Source organism: Bacillus sp. 1A (assembly GCF_052682215.1).
Map to the genome: position 1 here is coordinate 2,893,565 of NZ_JBQYLZ010000001.1, position 24,100 is coordinate 2,917,664.

General features: G+C 37.6%; 18 protein-coding genes and 2 pseudogenes. 14 read left to right on the forward strand and 6 right to left on the reverse strand.

The genetic code is table 11. From position 1 onward, the window contains the following. The first annotated feature begins 43 nt into the window (after positions 1-43). On the forward strand, positions 44-955 hold the full coding sequence (locus tag ACUN0F_RS14735) for an ABC transporter ATP-binding protein (protein ID WP_046954535.1): 912 nt from the start codon (positions 44-46) through the stop codon (positions 953-955). Further along, positions 948-1,892, forward strand: a complete 945-nt coding sequence (locus ACUN0F_RS14740; RefSeq protein ID WP_131934750.1) for an ABC transporter permease — start codon at positions 948-950, stop codon at positions 1,890-1,892. Before ACUN0F_RS14735 ends, ACUN0F_RS14740 begins: the two co-directional genes overlap by 8 nt. A gap of 38 nt (positions 1,893-1,930) precedes the next feature. Here the strand turns inward: ACUN0F_RS14740 and ACUN0F_RS14745 are convergent, their stop codons facing one another. Continuing rightward, positions 1,931-3,076, reverse strand: a complete 1,146-nt coding sequence (locus ACUN0F_RS14745) for a M20 peptidase aminoacylase family protein (RefSeq protein WP_445539594.1) — start codon at positions 3,074-3,076, stop codon at positions 1,931-1,933. A gap of 88 nt (positions 3,077-3,164) precedes the next feature. Continuing rightward, positions 3,165-4,073 carry an EamA family transporter gene (locus tag ACUN0F_RS14750; protein WP_046954537.1) on the reverse strand — a complete coding sequence of 303 codons (909 nt, stop codon included), beginning with the start codon at positions 4,071-4,073 and terminating at the stop codon, positions 3,165-3,167. A gap of 325 nt (positions 4,074-4,398) precedes the next feature. Between ACUN0F_RS14750 and ACUN0F_RS14755 the strand changes: the two genes are divergently transcribed. From ACUN0F_RS14755 to ACUN0F_RS14765, 3 genes are all read left to right on the forward strand, one after another. After that, a complete protein-coding gene (locus ACUN0F_RS14755) occupies positions 4,399-4,542 on the forward strand; it encodes a peptidase T (RefSeq protein ID WP_152665105.1) in 144 nt (47 codons plus the stop codon). 16 nt (positions 4,543-4,558) lie between these two features. Further along, entirely contained in the window at positions 4,559-5,266 is a 708-nt protein-coding gene (gene ccdA, locus ACUN0F_RS14760; protein WP_001152685.1) for a cytochrome c-type biogenesis protein CcdA, read from the forward strand. 90 nt (positions 5,267-5,356) lie between these two features. After that, a complete protein-coding gene (locus tag ACUN0F_RS14765; protein ID WP_001028637.1) occupies positions 5,357-5,863 on the forward strand; it encodes a CcdC family protein in 507 nt (168 codons plus the stop codon). A gap of 62 nt (positions 5,864-5,925) precedes the next feature. Here ACUN0F_RS14765 and ACUN0F_RS14770 read toward each other — a convergent pair whose 3' ends face one another. Continuing rightward, a complete protein-coding gene (locus ACUN0F_RS14770; protein ID WP_445539595.1) occupies positions 5,926-13,488 on the reverse strand; it encodes a hypothetical protein in 7,563 nt (2,520 codons plus the stop codon). Between the two features lie 274 nt (positions 13,489-13,762). Between ACUN0F_RS14770 and ACUN0F_RS14775 the strand changes: the two genes are divergently transcribed. Both ACUN0F_RS14775 and ACUN0F_RS14780 read left to right on the forward strand, forming a co-directional pair. Further along, entirely contained in the window at positions 13,763-14,833 is a 1,071-nt protein-coding gene (locus tag ACUN0F_RS14775) for a hypothetical protein (protein ID WP_264462772.1), read from the forward strand. 57 nt (positions 14,834-14,890) lie between these two features. Beyond that, positions 14,891-15,946 (forward strand): hypothetical protein, encoded by a 1,056-nt coding sequence (locus tag ACUN0F_RS14780; protein WP_264462773.1) that lies wholly within the window; start codon positions 14,891-14,893, stop codon positions 15,944-15,946. Positions 15,947-15,977: 31 nt separating this feature from the next. Here ACUN0F_RS14780 and ACUN0F_RS14785 read toward each other — a convergent pair whose 3' ends face one another. Together ACUN0F_RS14785 and ACUN0F_RS14790 are read right to left on the reverse strand one after the other, a co-directional pair. Continuing rightward, positions 15,978-16,418, reverse strand: a complete 441-nt coding sequence (locus ACUN0F_RS14785) for a DUF2621 domain-containing protein (RefSeq protein ID WP_000889381.1) — start codon at positions 16,416-16,418, stop codon at positions 15,978-15,980. Positions 16,419-16,521: 103 nt separating this feature from the next. Continuing rightward, positions 16,522-16,818, reverse strand: coding sequence for a hypothetical protein (locus tag ACUN0F_RS14790; RefSeq protein WP_000262403.1), 297 nt, complete (start codon positions 16,816-16,818; stop codon positions 16,522-16,524). Between the two features lie 246 nt (positions 16,819-17,064). Here ACUN0F_RS14790 and ACUN0F_RS14795 point away from each other — a divergent pair, with 246 nt between their 5' ends. Together ACUN0F_RS14795 and ACUN0F_RS14800 are read left to right on the forward strand one after the other, a co-directional pair. Continuing rightward, complete coding sequence (locus tag ACUN0F_RS14795; RefSeq protein WP_445539596.1) at positions 17,065-17,652, forward strand: AAA family ATPase; 588 nt, start codon at positions 17,065-17,067, stop codon at positions 17,650-17,652. Between the two features lie 4 nt (positions 17,653-17,656). Then, positions 17,657-17,794: pseudogene (locus tag ACUN0F_RS14800) on the forward strand (DJ-1/PfpI family protein); the annotation flags it as partial. Here the strand turns inward: ACUN0F_RS14800 and ACUN0F_RS14805 are convergent. Further along, positions 17,787-17,876, reverse strand: a pseudogene (locus ACUN0F_RS14805) (class I SAM-dependent methyltransferase); the annotation flags it as partial. The pseudogenes ACUN0F_RS14800 and ACUN0F_RS14805 sit on opposite strands and share 8 nt — an antisense overlap. Positions 17,877-18,049: 173 nt before the next feature. On the opposite strand from ACUN0F_RS14805, the gene hutP reads away from it, so the two are divergent. The 5 genes from hutP to hutG all read left to right on the forward strand — a co-directional run bounded on the left by hutP (position 18,050) and on the right by hutG (position 24,028). After that, positions 18,050-18,490, forward strand: a complete 441-nt coding sequence (gene hutP / locus ACUN0F_RS14810; protein ID WP_000926520.1) for a hut operon transcriptional regulator HutP — start codon at positions 18,050-18,052, stop codon at positions 18,488-18,490. A gap of 104 nt (positions 18,491-18,594) precedes the next feature. Then, the gene (gene hutH / locus ACUN0F_RS14815; RefSeq protein ID WP_000631835.1) at positions 18,595-20,112 is read left to right on the forward strand and encodes a histidine ammonia-lyase; all 1,518 of its coding nucleotides are present in this window, start codon (positions 18,595-18,597) and stop codon (positions 20,110-20,112) included. A gap of 23 nt (positions 20,113-20,135) precedes the next feature. Further along, complete coding sequence (gene hutU, locus ACUN0F_RS14820; RefSeq protein WP_000416702.1) at positions 20,136-21,794, forward strand: urocanate hydratase; 1,659 nt, start codon at positions 20,136-20,138, stop codon at positions 21,792-21,794. A 12-nt stretch (positions 21,795-21,806) separates the two neighbouring features. Further along, a complete protein-coding gene (gene hutI, locus ACUN0F_RS14825) occupies positions 21,807-23,078 on the forward strand; it encodes an imidazolonepropionase (RefSeq protein ID WP_445539597.1) in 1,272 nt (423 codons plus the stop codon). Continuing rightward, complete coding sequence (gene hutG, locus ACUN0F_RS14830) at positions 23,057-24,028, forward strand: formimidoylglutamase (protein ID WP_000399818.1); 972 nt, start codon at positions 23,057-23,059, stop codon at positions 24,026-24,028. Before hutI ends, hutG begins: the two co-directional genes overlap by 22 nt. Positions 24,029-24,100 lie beyond the last annotated feature (72 nt).

The following is a 24,100-nucleotide window of genomic DNA, read 5'->3' on the forward strand; positions in this document are numbered from 1 at the left end:
GTGTAAAGACCTGACAAAGAATGGGAAGGAAAGGTTGTATAGTATGACAAATGAACAATCAATTGTAAAGGTTGAGCGGTTAACGAAGCGAATCGGTTCAAAGACACTTGTAGAAAATATTAGTTTCGAAGTTAAAAAGGGTGAAGTAGTTGGCTTGCTCGGACCAAATGGTGCTGGAAAAACGACTTTAATGAGAATGATGGTCGGCATGATTCGTATGACAGAGGGTGAAGTTTGGATTGACGGTCAATCTGTAAAACAGCAATTTGAAAGTACTGCTGCGAAAATTGGAGCAGTAATTGAGACACCGGAATTTTATCCTTTTTTGAGCGGCTATGAAAATTTAACATATTTCGGACGAATGAATGGTAACGTGACGGAAGAACGTATCGATGAAGTAGTGAAATTGTTAGGGATGGGACAAGTAATTGACCGAAAAGTAAAAGCATATTCACTCGGCATGAGACAACGTTTAGGAATTGCTCAAGCGCTTATTCACGATCCAGATGTATTAATATTAGATGAACCAACGAATGGATTAGATCCTAGTGGAATACATGAAATGAGAATGTACATAAAGAAAATTGCACATGAACAAGGAAAAGCGGTACTTGTATCTAGTCACTTACTTTCAGAAGTTGAATTAATGTGTGATAGAGTTATCATTATTCAGCATGGAGAATATGTGGCGACGCAAAATATTCAGCATAATCAAAGCGAAGAGATGGAGACAATCCGTATACGTGTAGATGATGCAAATAAAGCAGCAGAAATGTTAGACCAAGATGTTTTAATAAAAGGTAATGATCTACTTATTCATGTAAAAGATGAAGAAATCCCAAATGTTATTCGTATATTGCTTGAGAAAAATATTCAAGTGTATCGTGTATATGAAGAAAGAAAAACGTTAGAAGAGCAATTTTTAGAATTAACAGGGGGAAAAGATATTGTTTAATTTAGTGTATAACGAACTGTATAAAATATTTAAGCGAAAGCGAACGATTATTCCCTTTGCAGTTATTGCAGTATTAATAATTGGATTAGGATGGGTCACGGTAAAGTATTTAGAACCGGAAACAAAAGGATGGAAAGCCGATTATACAGAACGAACTGTAGAAATAGAGAAAAAGCTAGGTATGAAAAAAGAATCTATATTAGCAGAACGATCTGGGGACGAGCTTGTAAAGGAATATCAGCTTAAGATGAAGCATTTAGATACAGATACAGCACCGGCAAGCAGTTCTCCGCTTTCTTTCATGAGAGATACAGGTTTTATCGTATTTCCAATATTGCTCCCGTTTATCCTCGTGTATGCAAGTACAATTTTTGCGAATGAATATAGCTGGGGAACATATAAATTTTTAACGATACGACCAGCGAGTCGATTTAAAATTTTGACAGCTAAATTTTTAGCAATTGTGATATTTGCAGCGTTATTGTTTATATTTAATATGATTTTCTCCACTTTATGTGGACTTGTTATTTATAAATTCCAACAGCCTGCATGGAGCGAGCTTATTTTCCAAGATGGAAATATTATAAAACAAAATATTTTTGTGGAAGCTAGTAAGTATTATATTTTATCGTGGTTGCCGACCATTGTGTACGCAGCGTTTGCATTTATGATTTCTGTATTAACAAGATCTAGTGGGGGCGCGATTGGTATTTCACTATTTCTTGCTTTATCAGGAAATATTGCATTATTAGCAGCGACTAGATATGATTGGGCGAAATATTTATTGCCGGCAAACACAGATTTATACAGTATTTCAAAGAATGGAAGTTTTATTGATGGAGTAACATTCCCGTTTGCTTCATGTATGTTATTACTATATTTATTTGTATTTTTAAGCATTTCCTATACAGTATTTTTAAAACGCGATTTAACTTAAAAAAAGGAGCCGTTAAGTATTTCTTAACGGCTCCTTTTTTATGCAAATTGTTTAAGTGCTTTTTCAGCTAACAAAGCGAAGTATTCTGCACTTATAGGTAATGCTTGCTCATCTACTGTAAAAGCTGGATGATGCCATTCATGTGTACCACTCGTTCCCATAAAAACGAATGAACCAGGTATTTCTTGTTGATAAAAAGAAAAATCTTCTCCGGCCATTGACGGGGTAGGAGAGATGATATTTAAATTCATTTTTTCAGCAACTTGAGAGGATAAGTTTGTTAAAGATGTATCGTTATGAACAGCAGGAGGACCTGCATAAAAACGAAATTCTGTTTTTACACCTAATGCATCAGAAACTCCTTGAATAATACGTTTCATTAGTGCAGGAATCTTTTCGCGTGTTTCAGTTTGGAATGTACGTACAGTTCCTTCCAGCGTTGCTTTTTCAGGAATTACGTTCCACGTATTTCCTGAATGGATGTTTGTGACACTGACGACGGCATTATGTGAAGAGCTTATATTTCGGCTTACAATTGTTTGGAGTGCCATCACGATTTGAGAGGACGCGACAATAGGGTCTACCCCAGCATCAGGTACAGCTGCATGTGTACCAACTCCGTGAATTTTAATTTCAAATCGATCGACCCCGGCCATCAGTGGACCATCTTTAATACCGATTGTACCTACTGGTAAATCAGGTTTATTATGCATACCGAAAATAGCTTGCACGCCATGTAAATGCCCGGCTTCAATTACTTTGCGAGCACCATTGCTACTTTCTTCAGCTGGTTGGAATATAAAGCGTACAGTTCCGCTAAGAGAAGATTCTTTTTCTTTTAATAAATAAGCGGCACCTATAATAGCAGCTGTATGAAAATCATGCCCACAAGCATGCATTTTACCGGGAATTTTTGAAGCGTACGGTAAATTTGTTTCTTCTTGAATAGGAAGGGCATCAATATCAGCACGGAGTGCTATAATTGGTCCGCTGTTATTCCCTGAAATTTCAGCAATAACGCCTGTTTCTAAACTAGAATTTATAATCGTAATGTTTTTCTTTTCTAACCAATTTTTTATAGTCTTCGTCGTTTCAAATTCTTCGTATGATAATTCTGGATGCTCATGTAAATTTCGACGAATAGAAATTAGCATCTCAGTTAATTGCTCTAGATTTGCTGCCACGTATAATGCCTTCTTTCTTAATTAATGTATTTACATTAATTATACAATAAGAAAAGAGAGGATTCTCAAATGAAAATCCTCTCTTGTTTTATGCTGCCAATTTTTTGTGTGTATGATGTTTACGATAACGTCCACGCATTGCATAGGCAATTTGCGGGATTGCAATACCGATTAAAATAAGTGATACACCAATCCATTGTGAAGATAGCACCGCTTCTTTTAAAACGAATACAGACATAATTGTTGTAACTGGTAGTTCTGCTGCACCAAGAATAGTCGCTAAGCCAGAACCGATCTTTGGAATACCGATTGTAAAGGCGATAGAAGGAATAACGATACTAAATGTTCCTAATCCTAAACCGTATTTCCAAAGTCCTTCAGAAATTGCACCGCTAAAAATAAATGTTGGCGGGAATACGATCATTACTAAAGTTAAAGCGCCAGTCATTAAGAGAACACCGCGTGGTAATGAAGGTACTTCAACAGCAACTTTTCCGCTCACGAAAATGTATGTTGCGAATGTAACAGCAGATAATAAACCTAGTATGATTCCAGTCATATCGAAATCACCTGCTGATTTTTCTAGTAAACCACTTGATAAAAATGTACCTGCAAGTAAGAAAATAACGGAAATAACCTTTTCTCTTGAAGGTAATGTTTTTGTTGCGACTGCTTCAATAATAATTCCGACCCAAACGAATTGGAATAAAAGTATAATTGCAATAGATGCCGGTACAGTTTTTAATGAAGCATAATAAAAAATTCCAGTAAAACTTGCAGATGTACCTGCAACGAATAAAATTAATGCTTGTTTTAATGGAACACGATGTCTAGAAAATAGAAGTGTAATAGCAAGCAAAATAATCCAACCGAACAAATATTGGCTGCCAATTACCTCTCCAAGTGAAAACCCTTCTGCATAGGCAAGTTTAACGAAAATAGCTAAAATCCCATAACTACACGCTCCTAATAAAACTAAAAGAGAATAACGAAGCATGAAAAATTCCTCCCATCTATATGAAATTGTTCCTAACGGACATATATAACTAGAGGGAAGTATACAAAATTAAAAATAAAGGGTCAAATAAAAGAAAAGTGTGACATTTTATAGAATAATAATAAAAGTATGATATTTATGCATAATCTTGAAATTAGTAATAATAAAAGTATTGTAAAATCAACTTTGTATTGTATAAAGACAGCATTTGAAAAAAATATTTTTTAGGGAGATAGAAGGGTAGTCCAATATAGTGTGCTAATCATTTGAGAAACTATGTTACCTTTGTTATGTTAATAACAATTAGAGAAGTTTCGTAGTCCAATTGAGATTGTTCTATATAATAGAAGGAAATGAAAACGTTTTATTAGAAACTGTTTGCGAGGGTAGTTTTTCTTATTATCACGTTGTTAAAGTGAGTTCACGAATTGTTCATAGTATTTTTATGTGTTTTTGCTACAATATGTAAGGAGAGGAGTGGAATCATGCAAGATATTAGTATTTTTTTAGCGTTTGGCGCAGGATTTTTATCATTTATTTCCCCATGTTGCTTACCGCTTTATCCGGCATTTTTATCGTACATAACAGGTATGTCGGTTTCTGAGTTGAAAGAAGAAAATGCAATGCTTCGCAAAAGAAGTATGATACATACAGCGTTTTTCTTACTTGGATTTTCAATTATATTTATTGCAATTGGATTTGGTACAAGTTTTATTGGAGGCATCTTTACAAATTATAAAGATTTAATTAGACAGTTAGGTGGTATATTTATCATCGTGTTCGGTCTTATTATTGTCGGTGTGTTTAAGCCAAAGTTTTTAATGCAAGACCGTAAATTTACGTTTAAAAATCGTCCGAGTGGCTATTTGGGATCCGTTCTAATTGGGTTGGCCTTTGCTGCAGGGTGGACGCCTTGTACTGGACCTATTTTAGTGTCTGTCATTGGATTAGCAGCAACAAATCCAGAATCAGCAATGATTTATATGATAGCATACATACTTGGATTTGCTATCCCATTTTTCGTACTATCATTCTTTATTACGAAAATGTCTTGGATTAAAAGAAATAGTATGAAATTCATGAAAATTGGAGGATACGTTATGATTGTCATGGGTATCTTCCTATATTTTAATTGGATGACGAAAATTATCGTATATTTCTCAAGTTTATTTGGTGGTTTTACCGGTTTTTAGTATTATTCTGTGAAAATGTTGGAAATACTAACGGAAAAGCATATAATGAAAGTATATTTTGCATATAGCCACAAAAAAGGATGAGAAAATATGAACATAGTTGTTTTATCAAGTATCGTTGCTGTTTGTATGGCTGTCGGTGCGATGTTTATTCGTTTAAAAGCAGCTAAGAAACCGGCAACATTGAAAAAAATTATACTTCCCCCATTTTTTATGAGTACGGGAGCATTGATGTTTGTTTTTCCAGAATTTCGATTAACTCCAGCAGAAATGTTAGAAGCAATTGGCGTCGGTTTGTTTTTCTCTATTTTTCTTATTAAAACATCTAAATTTGAAATTAGAGGACAAGAGATTTATTTGAAGCGTTCAAAAGCCTTTGTTTTTATATTAATTGGATTACTTGTCGTGCGGATTGTATTTAAAACATACTTAAGCCAATCTCTTGATTTAGGACAACTTAGTGGCATGTTCTTCTTACTGGCGTTCGCGATGATTGTGTCATGGAGAATTGCCATGTACCGTTCCTTTACGAAATTACAGAAGGAAATGGAAAAAGAAGATGGTTTTTATAATGAAAAAGATATGAAATTAACTTAAAAACTGTATATGTATAAAATGAAAAGACAGCGTTTTTTGACGCTGTCTTTTTATTTATATTGTTAACATCTTCTGTCCCAACCTCGTCGTATAAAGCGTTCCCCATTAAAGAAACAATTTAAATTTGGTGACACAAACGGACCGATAAACGGAATAATATTTGGTTCTGTAGTCTCATCAACAGGAATCGGTGGTTTAGTAGGATCAGGTCTAAGTGTATAGCGAACGCGGGCGGTATTTCGAATGAGACCGTTTTGTGGCTCTGCTGTTACTTGAACGATAAAACGGACAACAACGGATTCACCTGGATTAACAGTTTCAATAAGAATACCAATAGTTGGATTACTTCCAGGACGTGAAACGCCGTTTACTGTTACTGAATTTGGATAGAAAGTAACTTCGGGAGGTAGTGGATCGGTAATGAGTACATTATTTGCAGGGGTAGCGCCATTGTTAGTAAAGGTAAGTGTATATGTGATGAAGTCACCAAGTTCCACACTATTTACATTTGCAGTCTTAATAAATGTGTTTGGCTCATTAGGGTTTACTTCTATCGTAATTGGTGGTGTTGTTGTCGTTGTTGTGACAGGTGGTCTAGTAGGATCAGGTTGAGAAGTATACGTAATAGATGCGATATTTGTAATCATTCTATTAGCTGGAAGTATAATAACACGTACTTGGAATGAAATAGTTACTGATTCTGCCGGATCAAGGTTTCCAACAGGAATTCCTGTGGATGGATTTGCGTTTGGAAATGGAATGTTATTAATTGTGACACTGTTTGGAATGAATGATGTACCGGCAGGAAGTGAATCTGTAACAGAAATATCAGTGACAGGAATTGTACCTTCGTTTTGGAATGTGATAGTAAACGTAATTGTATCGCCTACTGAAACGATGGATTTATCAGCGGTTTTTATCGGATTAATAGTTCCGACGTTTACAGGGGTTATTGTCGTAGGCGTAGGCGTAGTAACGGATACAGGTGGCTTAGTAGGATCAGGTTGATATTGGAATGAAACGTTACCTTGGTTTTGAATTTCTCCGTTTGGTGGAATCGAAGTAACTAGGACATGGAAAGAAATTGTTGCAGATTCAGAAGGAGCAAGTGTTGAAATAGGGATGCCTGTGGATGGATTTGCGGTTGGTTGCGGCACGTTGTTAATTGTAACACTATTTTGAATGAACGAAGTACCGGCAGGAATTGTATCAGTTACAACTATATTATTAGCAGGAATGGTACCTGTATTTTGGAGTGAAATCGTATACGTAATGATATCACCTAGTGTAACTGTTTCCGGCGTAGCTGTTTTTTGCGGATTTAATATAGCTGTATTTACATTCGTTGTGTTAATTGGAGTAGGGTCTGTAATGGTAATAGGAGGTTCACCAGGAATTGGTTCATATGTGAAAGTAACAGTTGCTTGATTTCGAATGATACCACCAGGTGGTACGCTTGTTACTCTCGCTTGAAATTGAACAGTTATTATACCGTTCGGATTGACTGTTCCTACAGGTATACCCGTTACAGGATTTGCGCCAAGATTCGGAATGCCATTTATTATAACGGTACCTGGAACGAATGTTAATCCATTCGCTAACGGATCAGTAATGATAACGGAAGTTGCAGGGACTGATCCGCGATTTTGGAACGTTACGGTATAAGTGATGATTTCATTTATATCTACAATTTGTTTGTCTGCTAGTTTATTTGGGTTAGGGGTAGGTGTAATAACAGATACTTCAACTGTTGGAGTAGGATCTGTAATGGTAATAGGAGGTTCACTAGGGTTTGGCTGGAATGTGAAAGTGACAGTTGCAGTGTTTTTAATTATACCATCTGGCGGAAGTGCACTTACAGTAACTTGATAAGTTAGCGTAACAATTTGCCCTGGAGTTACAGTTCCGACATTTACACCACTATTTGGATTTGCTCCAGGTGAAGAAACGCCATTTATCGTAACGCTATTGGGAATAAAAGTAGTACCACTTGGAGTAGGGTCTGTAATAATCACATCTGTCGCATTTATATTTCCGACATTTTGGAACGTAACTGTATAAGTGACAGTATCACCAAGATTAATAACTTGAGGGGATGCTTGTTTGTTAGGGTTAGTAGTAACTTCACTTACTTGCGTCTTTGTAGTAGGTGTAGGCGTAGTAATAGATATAGGTGGTCTAGTAGGATCTGGTTGGTATTGGAATGAAACTGTCCCTTGATTTTCAATAAAGCCTGTTGGTGGTATTGATGTTACTTGAACTTGGAAAGTTACAACGACTGAAGTGTTAGGTTCTAATGTACCGATAAGAATTCCGGAACTAGGAATGATGCCTGGTTGTGTAACACCATTTATCGTAACGCTATTCGGTATGAAAGTGGTACCGGCTGGAATAGGATCGGTTACAAGTACATTTGTTGCAGGGACAGTTCCTGTGTTTTGTAAGGAGATTGTATAAGTGATTGTGTCACCTAATAAAGCAAATACTTTATCAGCAGATTTTGTAGGATTCGTTGTTGCTGTGTTGACATTTGTAGTAGTAGGGGGCGTTGGAGTAGTTACTGTTACTGGTGGTTCTCCAGGATTAGGTTGGAATGTGTAGGTGATAGTAGCTTCATTTACAATAATTCCGTTAGGTGGTATTGAAACAACGCGAACTTGGAAAGTTACAACGACCGATTCGCTAGGGTTTAATGTGCCAAGAGATATGCCAAGGGCTGGATCTATATTACTAGTTGGAGTGCCGTTAATTGTAACGCTATTTGGAATGAAAGTAGTTCCTGTTGGGATGGGGTCTGTAAAAACGATGTCTGTCAGTTGTACAGTTTGTAAGTTTTGGAAGGTAACGGTGTACGTAATAATATCACCTATATCAACGTTGTTTCGATCAGCTGTTTTCGATGGATTAATAATACTATTAATGATTTCAGTATTAACTGGTGGTGTTTCTTCTATTTCTGTAATAGGAGGTTCATTTGGATTAGGCTGAGATGTAAAGTTGACTGAACCAACATTTGTAACAACCCCGTTAGGAGGTATATTTGTAATCGTTACTTGGAACGTGATGGTTACGATTTGATTTGGTTGTATTGTACCGATAGGTATCCCGATACTTGGATCAACACCTAGTTGTGAACCACCATTTACTGTAACAGAATCTACAATGAATTGTGTGCCTACTGGTGGCTGATCAATGACAGATACATTTGTCATAGGAATATTTCCGATGTTTTCAAGAGTGATTGTATACGTGAGTGCATCTCCAATGTTAGCAACTGATAAATCTACTGTTTTATTTGACTCTAACTCTGCATTTTGTACAATTGTTTCTGCGATTGGAGTAGGTATGGTTGTTGTAATAGGCGGAAGAGTAGGGTTTGGTTGAGATGTGTAAGTGACATTTGCTTCATTTGAGACAATGCCATTTGGTGGTAGAGCAGTTACTTGTACTTCTAAAGTAACAGTCACTATTTGTCTAGGGTTCAATGTTCCAACTGGGATTCCTGTTTCTGGTGTCAAGTCAGGTTGTGAAATACCATTAATTGTGATACTACCAGGAATAAATTTAGTTCCAGTAGGGATAGAATCTGTAATAATGACATCAGTTGCAGGTATATTACCAGAATTTTGAAGGGTGATTGTATAAGTGAGTGTATCACCAATACTTGCAAACTCACGGTCTACTGTTTTTTGCGGATTCGGGTTAGCGGTACGAACCGGTAAAGTAACAGTAGGAGTTGTTTCCGTCGTTGTAATAGGTGGTTCACTAGGATTAGGTTGAGAAATATAGGTTACAACTGCTGTATTTTCTATTTTTCCGTTAGGTGGAATAGCATTTATTTGTACTTGGAACGTAACCGTGACGGTTTCGCCAGGGTTAACAGTACCGACAGAAATGCCTGTAAGTGGGCTTACACTAGGTTGAGGGATAGTATTTACTGTAACACTATCAGTAACAAAAGTTGTACCAGGTGGCAAAGAGTCTGTAATTGTTACACCAGTAGCAGGTATAGTTCCTTGGTTTGTAAATGTGACAGTATAAGTTACAATATCGCCAATTTCTGCAAACGTAAGGTTTGCAGTTTTTGTTGGACTTATGACTACAGTTTGGATAGGGGTCGTTGTTTCAGGGGTCGTTTCTGTTTTTGTGACTGGAGGTAAGTTTGGATCCGGTTGATAATTAAATGTCGCACTTCCTTGATTGCGTATTTCGCCGCTAGCAGGGATGTTCACTACACGTACTTGGAAAGTAATCGTTGCTCGTTCGGATGGCGCTAAAGTTCCAAGTGAAATTCCTGATGATGGATTGGTTCCTGGTTGAGGAATACCATTAATCGTAACACTATCTGGAACAAATACAGTACCAGGAGGGATAGAGTCTATTACTGTTACATCCGTAGCAGGGACAGTACCGTTGTTTTGGAATGAGAGCGTATAGGTAATGATATCATTTAATGCAACGAAGGAACGATCTGCTGTTTTTTGTGGATTTAGTGTTGCAGTATTAACTGCCGTTTCTGTTTCAGGAGTTGTAATAGTTGTCGTAACAGGAGGTTCATTCGGATTTGGTTCATATGTGAATGTTATAGTTGCTTGATTTCTAATAACTCCCCCGGAAGGGATACTATTTACTACACCTTGGAAAGTAACAGTAATACTTTGACCAGGATTCACAGTGCCGACCGGTATACCAATTTCGGGATTTTCTCCAATTTGTGATATTCCATTCACAACAACGCTACCTGGAGCGAATGAAACACCAGATGGAAGTGTATCTTTCACAATAACATTTGTAGCGGGTACGGTTCCTCTATTTTGGAATGTTACGGTAAAAGTAATCGTATCTCCTAAATCAGCAATTTGTCGATCTGCAGATTTTGTAGTCGTCGGATTTGGATTGTTAATTGGGATGTTCACACTTGGAGTTGTAGTAGTTGTTGTAACGGGAGGCTCACTTGGATTCGGTTGATATTGATAAGTGAAGGATGCTTGGTTTCTAATTACCCCATCAGGTGGTAAGTTTGTAACGACAACTTGATACGTGATTGTCTTTGTTTCTCCAACAGAAATAGTACCAAGTTGTATTCCAAGTGCTGGATCGGAACCAGGATTCGAAACACCATCAATCGTAACACTATTTGGAACGAAAATAGTACCGTTAGGTGTAGGGTCTGTAACGACTACATTTGTAGCTGGAACTGTCCCGTTATTTGTAAATGTGACCGTATAGGTAATTGTATCTCCTAAATCAGCAACTTGTTTGTCTGCAGATTTTGTAGGCACAGTAACAACAGTCCCAACTTGAGTTTCTGTTTTAGGAGTTGGGGTCGTTTTTGTAACAGGAGGTTCATTTGGATTAACAATATGATTAAATGATACAATACCCTGATTTTCTATAAGGCCATTTGGTGGCACACTTGTAACTTGAACCTGGAATGTAATTGTTTTTGCTTGATTTGGATTTAAAGTGCCAATTGATATACCGTTTTCAGGATTACTGTTAGGTTGTGAGACACCATCAATCGTAACGCTATTTGGAATGAATGTTGTACCGTTTGGAATTGGATCTGTTAGTACAATATTCGTAGAGGGAACAGTGCCGTTATTTTGTAAACTAATTGTATACGTAATAATATCACCAATGTCAACGAAAGTACGATTAGCAGATTTTGTAGGATTAACCGTAGCGGTATTAACAGCGACTGTAGTAGGTGCTGTCGGTTCAGTTGTTGTAACAGGAGGCCTTGTTGGATCTGGCTGATACGTATATGTCGTTGAAGCTTCGTTTGTAATAACACCGCCAGCAGGTACTTGTGTAACAAGAACTTGGAATGAGAGTGTTTTCGTTTCACCGGGATTAATTGTTCCTACTGGAATTCCTAGTGCTGGATTTGAATTTGGGACAGGGGCATTATTTAAGACCACGCTGTTCGGAATGAATGTTGTTCCAGCAGGAATTGTATCATTAAAAACTACATTCGTAGCAGGGATTGTACCATCATTAGTAAATGTAATCGTATACGTAATAACATCACCGATATCAACAGCAGTTTTATCCACCGTTTTAACAGGATTTGTAATAGCGGTATTAACAGGAGTAGTAGTAGGTGGTGTAGGGTTTGTTGTTGTAATAGGTGGTTTTGTTGGATCTGGTTCATACGTAAATGTTGTGGTTCCGATATTTCGGATTAAGCCATTCTCTGGGAGAGAGGTAACTTGAACTTGGAATGTAACTATAGCATTTGCACCAGCAGCAATTGTTCCGATTTGTATACCGCCAGCAGGATTTACACCTGATTGTGAAGTGCCGTTAATTGTGACGCTATTCGGAATAAATGTAGTGCCACTTGGAATTGGATCAGTTACAATAACGTTCGTCGCGTCAATGTTTCCTGTGTTCGGTACAGTAATTGTATACGTAATAATATCGCCAATATCAGTAACTTGTGGACTAGCAGATTTTGTTGGATTTACAATTGCAGTTCGTACAGAAGTAGTTGTTGGAGGTGGTGTTGTCGTAGTTGTCGTTGGAGGTTCAGTAGGGTTCGGTTGCGATGTAAATGTTATATTTGCTTCATTAGTAATCGTTCCATTAGCCGGAAGAGAAGTGACTTGAACTTGAAATGTGACAGTTGTAGTTTGACCAGCAGGAATCGTACCTAGCGGAATATTTGTTGGTGTTACGCCAGATTGTGTCGCTCCATTAACTGTAACACTGTTTGGAATAAAAGTAGTACCAGTAGGGATAGGATCGGTGATAGAAACATTTGTTGCTGAAATATTACCGTTATTTGGGACAGTAATCGTATACGTAATGATGTCACCAATATTCACAATTTGTTGGTTTGCACTTTTAGTCGGATTAATGATAGTAGCATTAATTTGTGTTTCAACTATATTACTTGTAGAGTTTCTGTTAATTGGTGGTTGGTTTGGTGGATTGTATTGAAAGCTTGAAGTTGCACTATTTGGAATAGGGTTTGGTGTAGGAAGGGTATTAACTCGAACTTGAAACGTAATTGTAGCATTCCCGTTTGCAGCAATCGTTCCTACATTTATACCAGTAGCAGGATTATCCGTAGTAGAAGTACCATTTACTGTAACGCTACCCGGTACGAACGATGTGCCGGCAGGGGGTGTGTCTGTAATGATAACATTATTAGCAGCTAAGGGGGCTTGATTTGTGGCGGTAATTGTATACGTAATCGTATCACCGATGGTAGCAATTGTTTTATCTACTGCTTTTGTTAATGCGACATTAGCTGTGAAAATATCTGTATCAACTATATTGCTTGTTGTTGTACGTGTGATAGTGGGTGCGTTAGGTGCAGGTTGAAATTCGTATCCAAATGATGCTACGTTACTGGCGACAGGTGGGGTAGGAATACTTGTTACATCTACTTGAAAAGTAATTGTAACAGAACCACCAGCTGGAATATTATTAATAGGAATTCCAGTTGAAGGATCACCGGCTGTTGGAGTACCGTTAACAGTTACACTGTTTGGAACGAAAGTGGTGCCAGCTGGTATAGGGTCTGTAAATGTAACGTTTTGGGCAGGAAGTGTTCCAGTATTTTGGACAACGATTGTATAGGTTAAACGACTTCCTATTGTTGCTATTGCCATTAGATTCGTCCTTTCTAAATGAATTTAAATCCGATCAATAGTTAGACACTTACAAATAGCATCAATTCAAAATTTAAAACTGGTTCTATTTGTAAAAAATATGAAAAATGAACTCGTCATTGCATCCTATTCAAATATAAATGAATAGGAATAGGCAAAGGCTTTTTTTTTGCCTAAATGAGCTCGTACGTATATGAATGGAACTTTTTCTTTTTACTCGCATTAAATGAAATAGCGAATAAATATTTATTTTCATAGAAAGGAAGTGAGGTTGTTGGCCTTTGTACAAACATATACAAAAACGGATTCGCTTTTTATGGTGCATACAGGAAATACGTTAGGGATGCGCGGTATTACGACAGCTACTGCATATCAATATAACGCATTAATTTCCACAAATACAAATTTGAGTTTTGCTGGGGTGCCATCTTCCACAGATGCGGATACCTTCGCAGGAACAACAAATGATTGGACTTTAAATGGATCATGGGCGAGGCTTAATCCATCTGTAACAGATGTACCAACAACGGCTATAGTCGACTTTGCAATGTTAGTTTGGCAAGGAACATTGGGGGGGACTGTTACAGAGGCGGTAGTAAATGCGAATATTCCAACATTCAGAACCCCGGATAATGTGACTCACACTATTACAAGTACGCCTGCCTGGGGAGAAACAAGGTCGAGTGGGACATTTCAAGGTACGATTTATACACGTGCAGCTAATGTGACGAGTATTCTTCAAGGACTTCCTAATCGTGCTGTAGGTGATTATTTTGTAGAACGTGTTCCAACGGCAAATCCACCTTTGCAAGGAACAGGGGTAGGGTGGGCATTAGTTGTTGTATACCGTGATAATTCATACTCAATAAGGAATGTTAGTTTATATAGTGGGTTACTTATTTCCACCTTGGGTGAGACAGCAACAATCTCCAATTTTATCACTCCAGCTGTAGCTCCGGTTAACGCTCGTGTATTTACAATGGCAATAAATGGTGATACGGATGCGGTTGACGATAGATTTATTTTAAATGGCAGTGCACTTTCAGGACCTAACAATGCTAATCCGAATTTTTTCGCTTCGCAAGTCAATAATTATTTAGGTAATTTAAATACAATTGGTAGTTTTGCAGATAGAAATATGCCGATTGGAACTGCTGCAACGAATCGGCGTGCTGAATTTGATGTGACGAATGTCCCAGCGAACGGTGTATTAACAGCTGGTTCAACTTCTACGACAGTTAATATCCCAAATACATTTGACTATCTTTATGCTGGTGCTGTAGGTTTGCAAATAGAGTTAGGAGAGGCGCGTCTATCTGCTACAAAATCAGTAACTGTAAGTTAAAGTAATTGAAAATATTAGTGAAAAATCTTTTTTATAAAATAATAGGAGTGATCTTTATTGGCCTTCGTTCAAGCTTACGGTAAAAATGATAATTTATTTATGATGCACACGGGCAATACGATGGGAATGCGTGGTACTGCTAATACAAACTTTGCTTACAATGCACTTATTACATTAAATACTGATTTAACTTTTGGAGGGGTTCCTTCATCAACAGATCCAAATACATTTGGAGGTACGACGAATGATTGGATGCTAGATGGTTCATGGGCTGAATTAAATCCATCAACTACGATTGTTCCAACTACAGCGGTTGTAGATTTTGCATTACTTGTTTGGTCAGGTGGGTTGGATACGGCTGTTACAACCGCTGTTGTTGATGCGAATTCACCAAATTTAGTTACGCCTGATGGAACGAGTACACAAGTGACAATAAATTCAGCATGGTCATCAGGAGGGATGAATTTACCTTTCATAGCTAATGTTTATAATCGAGCAGCAGACGTAACATCTTTACTGCAAGGATTACCAAATCGAGCAGCAGGAAGGTATAGCGTAACAAGATTACCTACACGTCAGCCAGTCGGTTATGGTGCTGGATGGTCGTTGATTGTTGTATATCGTGATTCTTCATATCCGATGAGAAATGTGAGCTTATTTCCAGGTTTTTTATTATCAGGTACACCACAAACTCTTTCTGGATTTTTCACACCAGCTGCAGGGACAGTGACAGCAAGAGCTTTTGTAATGGCGGTAAATGGTGATCCGAACTTTACAGGTGATAATTTTCAATTGAACTCTGTGACATTAACAGGACCAAATAATCCAATAGGAAACTTTTTTAGAGGGCAAGTAAATGATATTAATGGAAATTTAAATACAATTGGTAGTTTTGCAGATCGTAATTTTTCTGGAACAACTACAAATGCAAATGCGAGAGCTGAGTTTGATATTACAAATGTAAATGCAACAGGTTCTATTGCACCAAATACGACATCCACACAAGTCAACATTACAGGCACAGGTGATACGATTTATACGAGTGCGGTCGGATTACAAATAGACTTGGCAGAAGCTAGATTAACAGCCGTAAAATCAGTAACTGTAAGTTAAAAAAAGATTGCTATAATCTAGCAATCTTTTTTTATGAGGAGGATTTTGTCAGTAAAGATTCATAATGAGAATAATCAATCTCTTTTTCTTGTAGTTTTTTAACTAAAAATTTATGGTCGCGTTTTGGTGTAGCAATAATATATCCTTTAATAATTAAATCTTGTGTAATTTGAGAGGCTTTTTCTTGTAATGCCAGTTCTCCGATTTTGCCAGCAATTTTTGATTTAGCAACATCGCGAAATAGTTCTGGAACAGGACTTACGAGCTCTTCTAACAATTGTTTTTGTTCGTCATCCCATAAATGCCTAGTTTTATTAATATAGTGCTCTTCCCAATCTAAAATGGACATACCATCTTCTTTCGGTAATCGTTTTAAAAATTTTCTGAACATAAAGTATCCACCGATAGACATAAGTCCTAATAAAATAACAGTCCATAGCACAATAAACCAACTGAACCATCCTTCGAGCAAGCGTATCCCCCCTTAATGATTGCGGTTTTCTTTTATTCATATTATAAACAGTGAGATTCATAGAAAGCAAGAACGCTTGGTCATTTTGACCAAGCGTTATCATTTAAACGAAGTATAGTTGTTCAACACATAAATTATTATTATCATCTTCTACATATTCAATGATTAATGTGCCAACTTTACGATCTTTATCTTCAGTTGTGAAAATAGAGTAAGAAGTAAAACGTGCTGTTGATAGGCCGCTTATATGTGTAGGTAAAGAAATGTAGTCGTTATCGCGGAAGAATTCCATCAGTTCAATATCCTCAAATTCTTTTCGGTCAACCTGTTTGTTTGTATAGCGGCGTTGAAGTTGTTTTAAAGATTCATTCCAAGAAATTGCTTTTGTGTCGTATACCATTGTCTTATCTCCTTACTGTATGCAATCATTAAGAACATACGTTCTAATCTAGTGTACTCTTTTTATTAGAAAAGGGAAAGCAAAAAATAATGTAAGCTTGGATTTCCAAGCTTACATTATTTTTTGCGTCCGTCATAATCTCTATTTTTTATTATAAGTTAGATAAGAATAAGAAACAAGATGATATATATTTCGTTGATAGTTTTCAAAATTCTGTATATTATAGTTTTACTAAAGCGCAAGGGAATGAGAGGAATGGCATATGTAATTTCACTCCAAGGATTGATGGCTAGCGGAAAAACGACATTGGCTAAAAGGTTAGAGCGATGTGGGTTTTCAGTTATATATGAAAATCCTTATCCAATTGTAGAAAAGCGAAAACAATTAAATTTGGATATGAATTCAAAAGAAGGGTTTATTATGAATCAAAAAATGTTTATGGAAGCAAAAATAAAGGAGTTTCAAAATGTGAAAGATTCAGTTGTAACTTTTGATCGCGGGCCAGAAGACATTGAGTTTTTTACACTCTTTTATCCAACGATTATAGGAGAAGAGTGGGATATAGAAACTGAATTAAAAGATGAATTATATAAATTAAGAGAATGTCGTTCGGATGCGATTTTTTACTTAGATGTTACGAAAAAGAATGTATATAATAGAAAAAATAATGATAGAACAAGAAACAGAAGTACATTTGAGGAGCAATTTAAATTAGTAGAAACTGAAAAAGATTGGTATAAACAATTTCCTGTAACTTATGTGGACACGAATAGATTAACAGCGGAAAAATTAGAGGTATATTTTATGGATTGGTTAAAGGAGAGAGGGATATGAAAAAATACTTTTATTTGTATACCCAACATTTGCGGAGTTTGAAATAACAGTAGCAACGGCATTGCTGAAAAATAAATATGAAATCATTACTGCGGGCTTAACAAAAGAGTTGATTATTAGTGAAACAGGCTTGCAAGTGCAGATTCAAACCTTTCAAGTAATTTTTCTTCAATTCGAAAATGAATATCTTTTCGCTTCGTCATTGAAATATCGCCCCTTTGCATCTGTTAGTGAGACTATAGCACGCCTGGAAAATTTGTGTAAATAATTTGTGTACACAAATGGAGGAGATGAAAAAATTGTTTGAATGTGAGTTTAAACTATTGACGATTTAACCGTTTTCATATATTCTTAAATTAAGAAATATTCAAATAATTAAAAGAAATGAGAGAGTCACATGCTTCTTCAAGGAACACATCGAATTGGTCGTATGGCCATGTTGTTGGCACTTGCGGATGAGAATGAAAGCCCTGTATTATCTATTCCAAAAGGTTGGAAGTATTGTACGGGGAAAGTGGGTTCGATGAATTCGCAAAAAGTTGTAGCAGCAATGGAAACAGCGGCTAAGAGCACCCAAGTTATTGAAACAGATGTTTACAGAGAAACACATGCACTTTATCATGCAATTATGGAAGCTTTGTACGGAGTGACGAGAGGTCAAATTCAGTTAGCAGACGTTCTTCGTACAGTAGGACTTCGCTTTGCGATTGTGCGCGGTAGACCATACGACGGAAAAAAAGAAGGCGAATGGGTTGCTGTTGCACTATATGGAACGATTGGTGCACCTGTAAAAGGATCTGAGCATGAGGCGATTGGTTTAGGAATTAATCACATATGATTTGCCCATAGTCTATTAGTTAGAAGGGGGCCTTACTTTTTTAGGACAGAAGTCTGTCTTAAAAAGATAAGGTCCCCTTTTGCCTTTTTAAGGAGGAAAAAAGAATGATTACGTTAACAGGACATACATTGACAATTGAAGAAATGAAGAGGTTGTTACTTGAAGGGGAAGGTGTAACAGCTTGTCCAAATAGTATGCAAAAGGTGGCGGAGTGCCGCGAAGTTGTTGAGAAAATTGTAGAGGACGGAAAAGTCGTTTACGGTATTACAACTGGATTTGGAAAGTTCAGTGATGTGCTTATTCAAAAAGATGATGTAAAGGCACTTCAACACAATTTAATTCAGTCACATGCATGTGGTATAGGTGATCCATTCCCTGAAGAAGTATCACGCGGTATGTTAATTTTACGAGCGAACACGATGCTTAAAGGAGTATCTGGTGTTAGACCGCTTGTTGTAAATATGCTTCTTGAGTTTGTAAATCGTAAAATTCACCCAGTCGTTCCGCAACAAGGTTCACTTGGTGCGAGTGGCGATTTAGCACCTTTATCTCATCTTGCGCTTGTATTATTAGGTGAAGGTGAAGTGTTCTATAAGGGGAAACGCGTTCATGCGATGGTTGCTCTTACAGAAGAAGGTCTTGAGCCGATTGAACTTGAAGCGAAAGAAGGGCTTGCATTAATTAATGGTACGCAGGCGATGACAGCGCAAGGAGTTCTTTCTTATATAGAAGCAGAAGCGATGGCGTATCAAGCTGAATTCATTGCTTCGATGACAATTGAAGGATTACAAGGCATTATTGATGCATTTGATGAAAATGTTCATAAAGCACGTGGTTATAAAGAGCAAGTGGAAGTAGCGAGTAGAATTCGTGACATTCTTCATGATAGTAAATTAACAACAAAACAAGGAGAACTACGAGTACAGGATGCATATTCACTTCGTTGTATCCCGCAAGTACATGGTGCTTCTTGGCAAGTTTTAAATTATGTGAAAGAAAAATTAGAAATTGAAATGAATGCAGCAACAGATAATCCGTTAATCTTTGATGGCGGAGAAAAAGTAATTTCGGGTGGGAATTTCCATGGTCAACCGATTGCGTTTGCGATGGACTTCTTAAAAGTAGGAATGGCGGAACTTGCAAATATTTCAGAGCGTCGTATCGAGCGTTTAGTAAATCCGCAATTAAATGATTTACCTCCATTTTTAAGTCCAGAACCAGGACTTCAGTCTGGTGCAATGATTATGCAATACGCTGCAGCGTCACTTGTTTCTGAAAATAAAACGTTAGCACATCCAGCGAGTGTTGATTCAATCCCGTCATCAGCTAACCAAGAAGATCACGTAAGTATGGGAACAATCGCTTCACGCCATGCACATCAAATTATTCAAAATGTAAGACGTGTTCTTTCAATTGAGATGATTTGTGCGATGCAAGCAGCAGAATATCGCGGTATTGAAAACATGAGTACAGTGACGAAGAGCTTTTACCATCAAGGTCGTCAACAAGTACCTTCTATTACAAATGATCGCATATTCTCAACGGATATTGAAAATATTACGCACTGGTTAAAAACGAATTATTCGATAAAAGAAAGATTAGATGTAAACGCAGCACTATAAAATGAGAAAAGGGAGAGATTGAAATGGAAAAAGTTAAACAAACAATTCGCGCGCCAAGAGGTACTGAATTACAAACGAAAGGGTGGGTTCAAGAAGCTGCACTTCGTATGTTAATGAACAATTTAGATCCTGAAGTTGCTGAAAAACCAGAAGAATTAGTTGTATATGGCGGAATTGGCCGTGCAGCTCGTAACTGGGAAAGCTACCATGCGATTGTAGATTCATTAAAAACGTTAGAAAGCGATGAAACATTACTTGTTCAATCAGGAAAACCAGTTGCAATCTTTAAATCGCATGAAGATGCACCCCGCGTTCTTTTAGCGAACTCAAACTTAGTACCGAAGTGGGCGAACTGGGATCACTTCCGTGAACTAGAGAAAAAAGGTCTTATGATGTACGGACAAATGACAGCAGGTAGCTGGATTTACATCGGAACACAAGGTATTTTACAAGGAACATATGAAACGTTTGGCGAAGCGGCACGTCAACATTTCGATGGTTCATTAAAAGGTACAGTAACACTTACTGCTGGCTTAGGTGGTATGGGTGGTGCACAACCTCTTGCTGTAACGATGAACGGCGGTGTTGTAATCGCTATTGATGTAGATAAGCGTAGTATCGATCGTCGTATTGAAAAGAGATATTGTGACTTATATACAGAATCGTTAGAAGAAGCGCTAACGATTGCGAACGAGTATAAAGAGAAGAAAGAACCGATTTCAATCGGATTGCTAGGAAATGCAGCGGAGATTTTACCGGAGCTAGTGAAGCGTAATATTACGCCAGATTTAGTTACAGATCAAACATCTGCTCATGATCCACTAAACGGCTACATTCCAGTAGGTTACACATTAGAAGAAGCAGCGAAACTTCGTGAAGAAGATCCAGAACGTTACGTACAATTATCAAAAGAAAGCATGACAAAACATGTAGAAGCAATGCTTGCTATGCAAGAAAAAGGCGCAATTACATTTGATTATGGAAATAACATTCGCCAAGTTGCTTTCGATGAAGGTTTGAAAAATGCATTCGATTTCCCAGGATTCGTTCCAGCATTTATCCGTCCATTATTCTGCGAAGGAAAAGGACCATTCCGCTGGGTAGCACTTTCTGGTGATCCAGAAGATATTTATAAAACAGATGAAGTAATATTACGTGAGTTTGCGGATAATGAGCATTTATGTAACTGGATTCGTATGGCTCGTCAGCAAGTTGAGTTCCAAGGTCTTCCATCTCGTATTTGTTGGTTAGGTTACGGTGAGCGCGCGAAATTTGGTCGCATTATTAATGAAATGGTGGCAAATGGTGAATTATCAGCACCAATCGTTATTGGTCGTGACCATTTAGATTGCGGATCAGTAGCATCTCCAAACCGTGAAACAGAAGCGATGAAAGACGGTAGTGATGCAGTAGCAGACTGGCCAATTTTAAATGCATTAATTAATAGTGTAAACGGTGCGAGCTGGGTATCTGTTCACCACGGTGGTGGCGTTGGTATGGGTTATTCACTTCACGCTGGAATGGTTATCGTTGCAGATGGAACAGAAGCAGCAGCAAAACGTATTGAGCGCGTATTAACTTCTGATCCTGGTATGGGTGTTGTTCGTCACGTTGATGCAGGATATGACTTAGCTGTGGAAACTGCGAAAGAAAAAGGCGTTAACATTCCGATGATGAAATAAGGAGGAGAAAACATGCTGGACACTTTACTAATAAATATCGGTCAATTACTAACAATGGATCAAGAAGATGGCTTGTTAAGACGGGAAGCGATGAACACGCTTCCTGTTATCGAAAATGGTGTGGTTGGAATTGAAAAGGGCGTAATTACTTTCGTTGGAACAGTGGAAGAAGCTAAAGGATTACAAGCGAAAGAAGTTATTGATTGCGGCGGGAAAATGGTTTCTCCTGGTCTTGTCGATCCGCATACTCACCTTGTATTTGGTGGATCTCGTGAAAATGAAATCGCACTAAAATTACAAGGAGTTCCGTACTTAGAAATTTTAGAACAAGGAGGAGGAATTCTTTCAACTGTAAATGCAACGAAACAGGCGTCGAAAGAAGAACTTGTTCAAAAAGCGAAATTCCATTTAGACCGTATGCTATCTTTCGGAGTTACAACTGTAGAAGCGAAGAGTGGTTACGGATTAGATGATGAGACGGAATGGAAACAATTAGAGGCAGCTGCACAATTACAAAAAGAGCACTCGATTGATTTAGTTTCCACATTTTTAGGTGCTCATGCAGTTCCGAAAGAGTATAAAGGTAGATCGAAAGAATTTTTACAATGGATGTTAGACCTACTACCAGAAATGAAAGAGAAGCAATTAGCTGAATTCGTTGATATTTTCTGTGAAACAGGTGTGTTCTCTGTTGAAGAGTCAAAAGAGTTTTTATTAAAAGCGAAAGAGCTTGGGTTTGATGTGAAAATTCATGCAGATGAAATTGACCCTCTTGGTGGCGCGGAAGCAGCGGCTGAAATTGGTGCAGCATCAGCGGACCATTTAGTTGGCGCTTCTGATAAAGGAATTGAAATGCTTGCAAACTCTAATACAGTAGCGACTTTATTACCAGGAACAACTTTCTATTTAAATAAAGAAAGCTTTGCTCGTGGACGTAAAATGATTGATGAAGGTGTTGCAGTAGCGTTAGCTACAGACTTTAACCCAGGTAGCTGTCCAACTGAGAACATTCAGCTTATTATGAGCATTGCAATGCTCAAGCTGAAAATGACACCAGAAGAAGTTTGGAATGCAGTAACAGTTAACTCTTCTTACGCAATTAATCGTGGTGATGTAGCTGGGAAAATTAGAGTTGGTCGCAAGGCAGATTTAGTTCTATGGGATGCTTACAATTATGCTTACGTACCGTATCATTACGGCGTAAGTCATGTAAATACAGTATGGAAGAATGGTAATATCGCATATACAAGAGGTGAACAATCGTGGAGCACGGCCACTATTTAAAGAAAAATGCAAAGTTTATCGATCGTGAAGTGACGAAATGGAGTGAGATGATTAAAGATTGGGAGGAAGGTTTGGAAATATTCGGTGCGGCCTTAATTGGAGCACCCCTTTCTAAACCATCTATTAGTCATTCAGGAGCAAGTTTTGCGCCAAAAACAATTCGTGCAATGTTAGATGCATATAGTACGTACGCAATTACGGAAGAACATGATATGAAAGAAAGTGTCTTATATGATTGCGGCGATATTACGATGCATGTGACGGATATAAAAGAAAGTCATAAGCGAATTGCGAAAACAGTTGGTCATGTAACGAAAGTAAATCCAAACATGATACCAATCGTTCTTGGCGGGGATCACTCGATTAGCTTTCCGAGTATAACAGGATTTGCAAATAGTAAAGGGAAGGTCGGTATTATTCAATTTGATGCCCATCATGATTTACGTAATTTAGATGATGGTGGCCCATCAAATGGTACACCGTTCCGTAGTCTACTAGAAAATGATGTCATTACAGGAAAACAACTCGTTCAAATCGGAATTCGTAATTTTTCAAATGCACGAGCGTACCATGAATATGCAAAAGAACATGGCGTGACAGTGTATACAATGAAAGATGTACGAGAGCGAAAAATCAAAGATATTATCACAGAAAGTATTGAAGTATTAAGAAAGCAAGGCGTGACTTCTATTTACATTTCTCTTGATATGGATGTACTAGATCAAGCATTTGCACCAGGTTGTCCAGCAATTGGTCCTGGCGGTATGGATAGTACGACTTTACTTGATGCGATTGAATTTCTTGGTAAAGAACCGCTCGTTCAAGGGATGGATATAGTAGAAATTGATCCAACCCTTGATTTCAGAGATATGACGAGTCGAGTAGCTGCGCAAGTGATTATGAGTTTTCTTTTAGCGAGAGAGACAGTACGTAAGCAGGTAAGTGTATAGGCGTGAAATTAATAGGGAATGTTTAACGATTCCGTATAAAAAACACATTACTATTTATATGTAGTAATGTGT

Excerpts from the sequence above, each read along its gene's own strand:
- ACUN0F_RS14735 (WP_046954535.1), top strand. The coding sequence starts at position 44 with ATGACAAATGAACAATCAATTGTAAAGGTTGAGCGGTTAACGAAGCGA.
- ACUN0F_RS14750 (WP_046954537.1), bottom strand. The coding sequence starts at position 4,073 with ATGCTTCGTTATTCTCTTTTAGTTTTATTAGGAGCGTGTAGTTATGGG.
- ccdA (WP_001152685.1), top strand. The coding sequence starts at position 4,559 with ATGCAAGATATTAGTATTTTTTTAGCGTTTGGCGCAGGATTTTTATCA.
- ACUN0F_RS14765 (WP_001028637.1), top strand. The coding sequence starts at position 5,357 with ATGAACATAGTTGTTTTATCAAGTATCGTTGCTGTTTGTATGGCTGTC.
- ACUN0F_RS14770 (WP_445539595.1), bottom strand. The coding sequence starts at position 13,488 with ATGGCAATAGCAACAATAGGAAGTCGTTTAACCTATACAATCGTTGTC.
- ACUN0F_RS14790 (WP_000262403.1), bottom strand. The coding sequence starts at position 16,818 with ATGGTATACGACACAAAAGCAATTTCTTGGAATGAATCTTTAAAACAA.
- ACUN0F_RS14795 (WP_445539596.1), top strand. The coding sequence starts at position 17,065 with ATGAGAGGAATGGCATATGTAATTTCACTCCAAGGATTGATGGCTAGC.
- hutP (WP_000926520.1), top strand. The coding sequence starts at position 18,050 with ATGCTTCTTCAAGGAACACATCGAATTGGTCGTATGGCCATGTTGTTG.
- hutH (WP_000631835.1), top strand. The coding sequence starts at position 18,595 with ATGATTACGTTAACAGGACATACATTGACAATTGAAGAAATGAAGAGG.
- hutU (WP_000416702.1), top strand. The coding sequence starts at position 20,136 with ATGGAAAAAGTTAAACAAACAATTCGCGCGCCAAGAGGTACTGAATTA.
- hutI (WP_445539597.1), top strand. The coding sequence starts at position 21,807 with ATGCTGGACACTTTACTAATAAATATCGGTCAATTACTAACAATGGAT.